This is a genomic window from Frankia sp. CeTa3Moorea (genome assembly GCF_978021225.1).
In genome coordinates this window covers 1,100-10,652 of the sequence record NZ_CDXDOR010000162.1, presented here as the reverse complement: position 1 = coordinate 10,652, position 9,553 = coordinate 1,100, and the positions used below count along the sequence as shown (strand labels likewise).

Sequence of the window (9,553 nt, the reverse complement as noted above, 5' to 3'; positions counted from 1 at the left end):
ATCCCAGCCATCCCCGCCGAAGCCGGGTTCCACCCCGACGCCGCGGGCCCGGCCCCGACCACCGGCTGGCCAGCCTCCGTCGACGCCCGCGCCGGCGGCCACCCGCTCCTCGTAGTCCTCGGGGAGGCGCCGGAAGTCCGCGCCGAACCGGTCGTAGCGCGCCCGCGTCTTCGGGTCGGACAGCACGTGGTACGCCTCACCGATCTCCTTGAACCGCTCCTCCGCCTCCGGGCCGCGGTTGACGTCGGGGTGGTAACGGCGGGCGAGGCGGCGGTAGGCCTGCTGAACCTCCTCGCCGCCTGCGTCGCGCCGGAGGCCGAGAACCTCGTAGTAGTCGCGGGCCATCGGCGCTCACTCCTCATCGCCGCCCAAGTGCTGTCCCCGGCCGTGGCCCGGACCTCGACCACCCCGTCCTCGACCACCCCGTCCTCGACGTCGAAGATGCTCACGCCAAACGTGCCGCCGCTGAGAACGTGCCGCCGCCGAGGCCGAGTGTTACGCCATCCGATGGCTTCCCGATCCACCGGCGCCTCAAAACCACCCGCCGGAATCCCACCAAGCCGATCAGGTCGGTCCTCCGGGAGAAGGCACGCATAAGCGGTGAACCACGGTGGCGGGTCGGCACGGGTCGGCACGGGTCGGCACGGGGGGTCGGCATCTGTGCTATGGTCCACTCCGCATCACTTAAAGAGACGGATCAATTACCGATCGTGGTGATGTGGTGAAGGGTTCCTCAGACCTGACCAGTGGTCTGTTGGAGGCGGCGCCGGACGCGATCATCGGAGTCTGCCCCGACGGACGGGTCGTCCTGGTTAACGCGCAGGCCGAGCGGCTGTTCGGCTACACCCGCGACGAACTGATCGGCCAACCGGTCGAGATCCTCATCCCGGTCGGTGCCCGCGCCGTCCATCCTGATCATCGGGACCGCTACTTTGCCGACCCCCGCCCCCGGCCGATGGGTGCCCGCCTCCAGCTCGCTGCCCGCCGCCGCGACGGCAGCGAGTTCCCCGTGGAGATCAGTCTCAGCCCGCTGGAGACCGAGGAGGGAATACTCGTCTCCGCGGCGGTCCGGGACGTCACCGACCGCCTCGAAGCCCAGGCCGAGGGGGAACGGTTGCGCGTCGAGGCGCAACGCCGCAACTTCGAGGCCCAGCTCCACCAGTCCCAGCGGTTGGAAAGCCTCGGCCAGCTCGCCGGCGGGGTGGCGCACGACTTCAACAACCTCCTCGGAGTCATCATCAACTACGCCTCGTTCGTCGCCGAGGAGGTCGCCCAGGCCGCCGCCACCCAGACCGCGGGCGGACGGTGGAACGACGTACTGCGCGACATCGAACAGATCCAACGCGCCGCCGACCGCGCCACCGTCCTCACCCACCAGCTCCTCACCTTCGGCCGCCGCGAAACCGTGCAGCCCCGGGTACTCAGCCTCAACCAGGTCGTCACCGACCTGGAGAACCTGCTGCACCGCACCCTGGGCGAACACATCGAGCTGCACATCCATCTGCAGCCCGAGCTGTGGCCCATCCTGGCTGACCCCGGCCAGATCGAACAGGTCCTGACCAACCTTGCCGTCAACGCCCGCGACGCCATGCCCGACGGCGGCGTGCTGACCATCGACACCGCCAACATCACTATCGATCCGGATTACGCGAGCGAACGCCCGGGCGTGAAAGCCGGCCCGCATGCACGGATCCGCGTCTCCGACAGCGGCACCGGCATGCCCCCGGAGGTCCTTGCCCGGGTCTTCGAACCGTTCTTCACCACGAAACCCAAGGGGGAAGGCTCCGGCCTCGGCCTCGCCACCGTCTACGGGATCATCAGCCAGGCCGGCGGGCACACCGATATCTACTCCGAACCCGGGGTCGGCACCACCATTCGCTGCCTGCTCCCCGCCACCGCCGCCGCCACGGACGCCGCCGGTCAGCCGGACACCGCGACCGGCACTCCGGCACACGCGGGCGAGACCGTCCTGCTCGTCGAGGACCAGCCCGCCATCCTCGAGGTCACCCGCCGCCTGCTTGCCCGCAACGGCTACCAGGTCCTCACCGCTACCTCCGCCGACGAGGCCATCCCCCTCGCCGCCGACCACCCCGGCCCCGTCCACCTGCTGCTGACCGACGTCATCATGCCGCGCATGCAGGGCAAGGAACTCGCCGGCCGGATCCGCTCCACCCGCCCCGACACCCGGGTGCTCTACATGTCCGGCTACGCCCACCCGGTCCTCACCACCCAGGGGAAACTTGATCCCGGTGTCATCCTGCTCGAAAAGCCCTTCTCCGAACGGGTCCTGCTCGCCAAAGTCCGAGAAGCCCTCGACCCTCCGACCTGACCACGAATCAACCAGGACCCACCTCAACGGCCAGGATATTTCCTTTCTTCCCCGTTGATAAGACATATCCGTTAGCCGGCGCTTTCGTCGTCGCTCGTCCTGCCGCGCGGCCCTGGTCACGGGTGGTGGTTTCTGCGGTTGACAGTCTCTGCCCGCGTCATAGGCTCAGCCGTGGGACGGATGCCCGACCGGGGTAGAGTGATGATAATGAATCAGCAGGAAGCGCAGCAGGTGGAGCGCGTGCTGCGGCAAAACTGGCAGCAGATCCGATACCAGATCCTTGACCAGTTCGCCGAGGTAAACGCGTCGGACCTGGACGCAGCCTCGAGCGTCGACGACCTTGTTCAGCGCATCGCCGACAGGTCGCACTACAGCGACAGGTACGTGGAAAGCAGGATACGCGAGCTGGTGGGTGTTGCGGCGGGCGCAGGCGCCGGTCCGGCAGCGCAACCCACCGCAGCGGCGCAGGCTGCGGCCGAGCAGGCCCCAGCGCCAGCCGCGGCCGAGCAGCCGGCCGCCGGGGGCCAGGCGGAGCAGCCCACGGCGGAGCAGGCCGGGCAGCGGTTCGGCGGGCAGCAGCCGTTCACCGCGGGCCAGGCGGAGCAGCCCACGGCGGAGCAGCCCACGGCGGAGCAGCCCACGGCGGAGCAGGCCGGGCAGCGGTTCGGCGGGCAGCAGCCGTTCACCGCGGCGTAGCCGCCGAGGCGGACCGGAGGGTGGGGTGCCGTCCAACGACGGAAAGCACCCCACCTGCCGGACGTCTGCGGTAGGCGGGAGTACTCGAAGGCGCCTTCGAGTGGCTGGAGGTGCTTTCCTGCCCGGGATCCGCCGCCCGTCATTCCTCAGTGCCCGACGGCGGCAGTGCCCGACGGCGGCAGACTCCGTATCGGTGGATCGGCATCGGCCAGCTGGATAGGCCTGGGCTTTCTGGCCTCGGGCATCGTGTTCACGGCGATCATCGCGGTGCCCGCGGCTGCCTGGTGGCGGTTCGGGTTGAATGAGGTCGTCGCCCCAGATCATCAACCCCAGTCGCACGGTTCCGGGGGTGTGGCCATGGCCGCGGCGGGCATGGCAAGCTTGCTCGTCGTGGCAACAGGGTGCGAGGTGGACAGGGGAACGGCCCGGTTGGGCCGAGCCGTGGTGTTCGCCTCGTCCTCGGTGTGTCTGGCCTGGGCAGCGCACGTCTCTGGCGGGGCGCCGCGGCCAGCCGCTGGGATCATGCTGGTTGCGGTCCTCCTCCTCACCCGGGTGGCGTTCGGGTTCGCGGACCGCGAGCGAGGAGTCGCTGCGCTGCTCGCGGGTCTGGGGGTGACGCAGATCGCCCTCCATGTCACCTTCGTACTTGCGCATCCGCACACCCACCTGGCCAGCGGTCCGAGCCTGGATGTTCCGATGACGGCGGCCCACGGCATTGCCGTGGGCTGTGTGGGATTGATGCTTCGTCACTCCGAGCGGGCTGTGTGGTGTGCGGCCGGACTGAAGCCGCGCACCGTTGTGGCCCTGTTGCTGTATCCGGTGACCGTTGCCGTCGTTCCGCCTGTCCCACCCACCGTGAAGATCAACCTTCGGAAGCGGGCGCCGAGACCGCACGCTCGCCCCCTTGGCCGTGGCGCACGGCGTCGGGGACCACCCGCTTCCCCTTCTCCGGGGTTGACGTCACGGCGAGCGTTGACGTCACGGCGAGCCTGGTAGACGAGTTCCCCTGGCGGGCTCATCTGCCCGACGAGCGACCCCGGCGCGAGCAAGGCAAGGCATCTTCAGGTGGTCCCACGCGCCGTGGGACGTTCGAAGGGATCTTATGTACCGCAACGTTCGGCGTGCCGGCATGCTTGCCGGCACTGCCGCGGCAGCGATGTTCCTCCTGGCCGGACCGGCGTCCGCCCATGTCACGGTGCAGCCGCCGACGGCTGCCGCGGGCAGCTACGCCACCTTGTCGTTCAAGGTCCCCACGGAGAAGGACACCGCGTCCACGACCGGGTTGGACGTCCAGCTTCCCACCGACACCCTGATCGTGTCCGTGTCGGTCCAGCCCAAGGCGGGGTGGACACACAAGATCACCAAGGCGGCTCCGCCGAAGCCGCTCATGACGGACGACGGAGAGGTCAAGGAGGTCGTCACCAGGATTGCCTGGACGGCGCAGGGGGATGGCGGGATCAAGCCCGGGGAGTCCGACACCTTCACCGTCTCCGCCGGGCCGCTGCCCGAAAACACCGACCACATTGTGTTCAAGGCGTTGCAGACCTACTCCGATGGTTCGGTCGTGCGGTGGGTCGATGTCGCCGCCCCCGGCGCCCAGGAGCCTGAGAAGCCAGCGCCGATCCTCACGCTGACAGCATCCTCCCCGGGGTCCGGTGGGCATGGCGCGGCCACGGTGCGGTCGGACGAAGCCGCATCGGCCTCCGACGATTCCGACGATTCCGACGGGACGGCGCGTGGCCTGGGGATTGCCGGTCTCGTCCTTGGCGCACTCGGGTTGCTTGCCGGTGGATTCGCGCTGATCTCTTTGCGGCGGCGCGCCTAACCGTCGTGCGCCGCATCCCGGTGGTGGCCGTGACGTTCCTGGTCATGGCCACCACCTCCATCGGTCTCGGCCTCGGGGTCCCGTCGGCGTCGGCGCATGCCCTTTTGACGGGTAGCGACCCCGTGGACGGCGCGGCACTCGACGTCGCACCCGCACGGGTAAACCTTGACTACAGCGAGTCGGTGCGGGTCTCGCGCGATTCGATCCGGGTGCTCGATTCCGCGGGTAGGCGGGTCGATGATGGTCGTGCCGGATCTGGTCCCAAGGCCTCGCAGGCGACGGTCGCGCTCCGGCCGGGGCTGCCGAACGGCACGTACGTGGCGAGCTGGCGTGTCATCTCGGCGGATAGCCATCCTGTTTCCGGTGCGCTCGCCTTCGGTGTGGGCGGGCCGCCGGAGGCCGCCGCGGCGGCCTCCGGCACATCGGGCTCCTCGACGGTGGGCGTCGTCTTTGCCGTGGCGAGATTTCTCGGATACGCCGCGACGGCCCTGTTGCTGGGCGTCTGTTTCTTTCTGATAGTGCTCTGGCCGACAGGTCTTCGTGCGGCCGGCCCCGGCCGGCTGTTGATGGCAGCGTGGGGATTATCCGTTTTTGCGGCCTTCGCGCAGCTGCTGCTGCAGGGCCCCTACGCTGCCGGGCTCGGCCTCGGGGGACTCGGGCAGTGGTCGGTTCTGTCGACCACCCTGGCGGATCGGTTCGGTCACCTGCTGCTGATCCGCCTGCTCACTCTTGCTTTGATGGTGCCTCTCGTGCGGCGGCTGTTGCGAACCGGATCGGTGGATCTGCGGGGAAACGGGGAGCTCGCCGGTCTCGGTGTCGTGGTGGCCGTGACGCTTGCCATGATCGGTCATGCCAGCGCCGGCGACCTGGCTTGGCTGGCTACCACCAGCACGACGGTGCATGTGATCGCCATGTCGGTGTGGATCGGTGGTCTGGTGATGATTGCCGGTTTCCTGGTGCGCCGCGCATCGGCCACCGAGCTGGCGGAGGTCCTTCCCCGGTGGTCGAAGATCGCGGTTGTGGCCGTTGCCGCCGTGATGGTCAGCGGGGTCTTCCAGGGCTGGCGTGAGGTCGGCCCGCCACGGGCCCTGATTGATACCAGCTATGGTCGACTGCTGGTGTACAAGGTGTGGCTGGTCCTTGGAATGATCGCTCTCGGCGCTCTGGCGCGGCAGTGGGTCCGCCGGCAGTACAGAACGAAGAGAGATCAGCCGGCCGGCCGGCCGGACCGCTCGCCGGATACCGTTCTGCTTGCCGGGCTGCGGCGGGGTGTCATGGCGGAAATCGTGGCCGGGGCTGTCGTGCTGGGGATCACGGCTGGGTTGGTGAACATGGTACCGGGACGTACCAGCTATTCACCGCCGTTCTCCGACACCACCTTCGCGGGTCCGATGACGGTGAAGGTGCGGGTCTCACCGACGCGGGTGGGCGCCCAGACCCTGGACGTCCACGCCACGGGCCCGAGCGGCAAACCGCAGAAACTGGTGGAGGCCAGTGCGGCGTTGTCGTTGCCGGCCGCCGATCTCGGCCCCTTCACTGTTCCGCTGAGCCTGGCCGCGCCGGGCCATGCGCGGAGCGACGGGATCCGGGCGCCGTTGCCCGGTGAATGGCAACTTCGGCTCACGCTCCGAGTGAACGATTTCGACCAGTACGTGACAACCGTGTTCTACCAGGTCCGATGAAGGACTCGTGAACGATGAAGGGCTCGTGAACGCTGGGCGGCGGTAAGCGCTTCCGCGATAGCTGATCGGAATGGTTCGATTGGCGTGTGATATCAGGGTTGTAATGATCGGTCAGGCAACCCATGGTAGAGCGGCAAAGGCCTGCGAGGGAAGCTCAGAAGGAGTCCATCCATGCCGACCGCCACCGCTGACAAGTCCCATAGCTTCGATGTTTTCCAGCACTACGAGCGCCTCCAGTGGAAGGTTTCCGACCTCGGGCTGGAAAACGTCCGTCGTGACCTCGTTCATCCCGTTTACATCTCGCTTGTCAAGGGCGTTGTCATGGGCGAGGCGACGTCTCTCCCCGGGCTGCACGGTTTTCTCAGCGAGTTCCACGACGACTACGACTGCTCGGCCTTCGTGGCCATCTGGGCCTACCAGGAGCTTCAGCATCACTACGCCTTCCGTGCTTGGCTCAAGGCGGTGGGCGTCCATATCGACCAGGACAAGATCGAGGCTCTGCGTGAGCCGTACGAAGCCGGTATCACGCCGAGTGCGACCCTGACCACGAACGTGATCTCCGAGATCATCGTTAACACGGTCTACCGGGCGATGTCGGAGTGGGTGGAGGAGCCCGTGCTGGCCGACCTGTTTCTCCGCGCGAGCCGCGACGAAGCAGGGCACGCCCGCGAGTTCCTCTTCTACTTGAAGCGTCGCCTGGAACTCCACCCGCACGAGCTGAGGTCAGTCCTGGAAAGGATTCATTTCTACGTTACGAGCCCGCGGCTCAACCACCCGGTCGGTGTCTACAAGCATCAGCGCGTCGAGGAGATGCGGGGGCACGAGACCGTCGACGACGTGATCGATGTCTATCTCCAGTTCTCTCCGCCGGATGCGCTGGAAAAGCTCCAGGCCAAGCTCCGGCGCATGCTCGGAACAGCGGTCGGCCGGGACCTGAGCCGGAACTCCGGCATCCGCCACGCGATGGCTGAAATAGTGGCCTGATGCGTCGAATCTGAGAACGTCGTTCCAGACCCGATCGGATGCGGGGGCGACGCGCGACGACGGCGGCGCCCCGGATCACGTGCGACGCCGTCGGCAGGGGCGCGCCGTGACCGATTCCCTGCCGGAGGAACCGATGCACATTCACCCGACCGCTCCCTCCCAATCCTCGGCCGACGAGGAATACCTGCCGGTGCCCTGGGCGGTCCTGGAGAGCTACCGCTGCTTCGGCTGCTCACCGCACAATGCAAACGGCCTGCGCCTCCGCTTCGCCTTCCGTCCCGACGGGATCGCCACCCGCTTCAGGCTGGACCGCACTCACGAGTCGTACCCGGGGGTCGTGCACGGCGGTCTCATCGGAGTCATCTGCGACGAAACCATGGGAAACCTGATCGTTCTGCGAACAGGCCTCACCTCCTTCACTACCGGTATGCGGCTGCGGTACGTCACCGCGATGCGGGTGAACACCGACTACCAGTGCGTTGCCCGCCTACAGGCCGACGCGGCTGAGCCGGTCTCCAACCCGACGGGCGGTCCGACGGGCAATCCGACGGGCGCGGGCGGCCTGGTGCGTGCCGAGGCCGAGATCCTCGACGCCGCGGGCAGTCTAGTGGCTGCGGCGAGCGCGACCTACCGTCCGACATCGATGAACATCGCGCGGCAACGCCTGGACCTGCGACCGGACGAGTTCGACCGTGTCGCGGAAGCCATCACCGCGGCCCAGGCTGCTAGCGCGGCCCAGGCTTCCAGCGCGGCCCAGGCCGCCGGCGGCCAGGGCTGAGTAGTCCCTCTCACGCGCCTCAACCGACACGGCGAATGACTGAAGGAGTCATGATGACACCCTCCCGCGCCGAGATTGTCAGTACTGTCACCGCCATCCTTGCTCGCGAGCTCGGGATGCCAGCCGACGCGCTCACTCCCGACCTCGACCTGCGGGCCGTCGAAGGCGCGGACTCGGTGAAGGTCCTGGTCATGATCTCCCGCATAGAGCGCACGTACGATATCGAGATCGAGGATGAGGACGTCTTCACCCTGAGCTCCATCAACGACGTCGTCCGTATCGTGCTCGCGGCGCTCGAGACGGCGGCGGTCTGACAACAGGAGAATCATCGTGACCGTATCGAACACCGTTATATCATATACCTCTGCTCCGGAAGCGGGGCAACGCCGCCCTGCCCGGTCCGACGGCCCTTTTGCCCGTCCGGTGCTGCCGCCGCTGCTGCCCGCCTCCGACCTGGCGGCGGCGGTCACCGCGTTTCATTCTGCCGGGTCCGCCGCCCGCCGGTGGGACGTCGAATCGGCCTTCCGGTGGGACGAGGCCGAGGCCGACCGGCTCACCGAAGGCCAGCGCTCAGCGGTCCGCTTCATCACCCTGATCGAGGACCATCTCCCCGGCTATTTCGGCCTCTACGAGCGTGCGTTCCCGCTCAACTCCGACGTTGACCTGGAAACCTTTATCCATAACCGTGAGCTCTACCATTTCACGGTACGGTGGGCCCAGGAAGAGGACAGCCACGCCCGGGCCCTGTTCCGCTACCAGGTCGCCGCCGGTATCGCCGAACCGGAGGAACTGCGTCGGGAACTGGCGGCCGAGGGCCGCAAGAAATTCGATCTGCCACTTGACCACGCGGTCTCGTTGTTCGCCTACGCACTCGTGCAGGAGAAGGCGACGCAGCTCTATTATCAGCAGCTACGCACCGTGGCCGGCGATCCGGTCCTGGCCGACGTCCTCACCCGACTCGCCCGCGACGAGTCGCGCCACTTCGCGTTCATGGCGGATGTGGTCGAGCGGTACCTGCGCCGGGAGGGCGACGCCGTGGTGGAGCCAATCCGCGAGGTCATTGCGACCTTCCGGATGCCACTGGCCGACACCATCCGCGGCTACTGGCGATGGGCACTGCGGATCAGGGAAGTCGCCCACTACGACCACACGGACGCCTACGCTCACCTCATCCGGGTCGTGAACCGCGCCGTCGACGCCCGGTCCGACCGGGTGAATGAACTGATCACCTTTATCGACGCATGCCGGACCGCCCCCGT

9 protein-coding genes are annotated in these 9,553 nt (G+C 67.7%); 8 read left to right on the top strand and 1 reads right to left on the bottom strand.

What is annotated here, in order from left to right; all coding sequences use genetic code 11:
- Positions 1-345: DnaJ domain-containing protein (locus tag AC08OV_RS20770; protein ID WP_476620153.1), on the bottom strand; the 345-nt coding region annotated here is incomplete at its 3' end.
- 376 nt (positions 346-721) lie between these two features.
- On the opposite strand from AC08OV_RS20770, the gene AC08OV_RS20765 reads away from it, so the two are divergent.
- The 8 genes from AC08OV_RS20765 to AC08OV_RS20730 all read left to right on the top strand — a co-directional run.
- A complete protein-coding gene (locus tag AC08OV_RS20765; RefSeq protein WP_476620152.1) occupies positions 722-2,329 on the top strand; it encodes a PAS domain S-box protein in 1,608 nt (535 codons plus the stop codon).
- A 207-nt stretch (positions 2,330-2,536) separates the two neighbouring features.
- Positions 2,537-3,025: a hypothetical protein gene (locus AC08OV_RS20760; protein WP_476615000.1), complete on the top strand. Its 489-nt coding sequence runs from the start codon at positions 2,537-2,539 to the stop codon at positions 3,023-3,025.
- 1,102 nt (positions 3,026-4,127) lie between these two features.
- Positions 4,128-4,850: a YcnI family copper-binding membrane protein gene (locus AC08OV_RS20755; RefSeq protein ID WP_476614999.1), complete on the top strand. Its 723-nt coding sequence runs from the start codon at positions 4,128-4,130 to the stop codon at positions 4,848-4,850.
- A gap of 44 nt (positions 4,851-4,894) precedes the next feature.
- Positions 4,895-6,532 carry a copper resistance CopC/CopD family protein gene (locus tag AC08OV_RS20750; protein WP_476620151.1) on the top strand — a complete coding sequence of 546 codons (1,638 nt, stop codon included), beginning with the start codon at positions 4,895-4,897 and terminating at the stop codon, positions 6,530-6,532.
- A 171-nt stretch (positions 6,533-6,703) separates the two neighbouring features.
- The gene (locus AC08OV_RS20745) at positions 6,704-7,516 is read left to right on the top strand and encodes a ferritin-like domain-containing protein (RefSeq protein ID WP_476614997.1); all 813 of its coding nucleotides are present in this window, start codon (positions 6,704-6,706) and stop codon (positions 7,514-7,516) included.
- Positions 7,517-7,622: 106 nt separating this feature from the next.
- Entirely contained in the window at positions 7,623-8,294 is a 672-nt protein-coding gene (locus tag AC08OV_RS20740; RefSeq protein ID WP_476614996.1) for a PaaI family thioesterase, read from the top strand.
- A 53-nt stretch (positions 8,295-8,347) separates the two neighbouring features.
- Positions 8,348-8,608: an acyl carrier protein gene (locus AC08OV_RS20735; protein WP_462188678.1), complete on the top strand. Its 261-nt coding sequence runs from the start codon at positions 8,348-8,350 to the stop codon at positions 8,606-8,608.
- A 16-nt stretch (positions 8,609-8,624) separates the two neighbouring features.
- Positions 8,625-9,553 (top strand): acyl-ACP desaturase (locus tag AC08OV_RS20730; RefSeq protein WP_476614995.1); only part of this gene is annotated, 929 nt, incomplete at its 3' end.

Excerpts from the sequence above, each read along its gene's own strand:
- AC08OV_RS20760 (WP_476615000.1), top strand. The coding sequence starts at position 2,537 with ATGAATCAGCAGGAAGCGCAGCAGGTGGAGCGCGTGCTGCGGCAAAAC.
- AC08OV_RS20755 (WP_476614999.1), top strand. The coding sequence starts at position 4,128 with ATGTACCGCAACGTTCGGCGTGCCGGCATGCTTGCCGGCACTGCCGCG.
- AC08OV_RS20750 (WP_476620151.1), top strand. The coding sequence starts at position 4,895 with ATGGCCACCACCTCCATCGGTCTCGGCCTCGGGGTCCCGTCGGCGTCG.
- AC08OV_RS20745 (WP_476614997.1), top strand. The coding sequence starts at position 6,704 with ATGCCGACCGCCACCGCTGACAAGTCCCATAGCTTCGATGTTTTCCAG.
- AC08OV_RS20735 (WP_462188678.1), top strand. The coding sequence starts at position 8,348 with ATGACACCCTCCCGCGCCGAGATTGTCAGTACTGTCACCGCCATCCTT.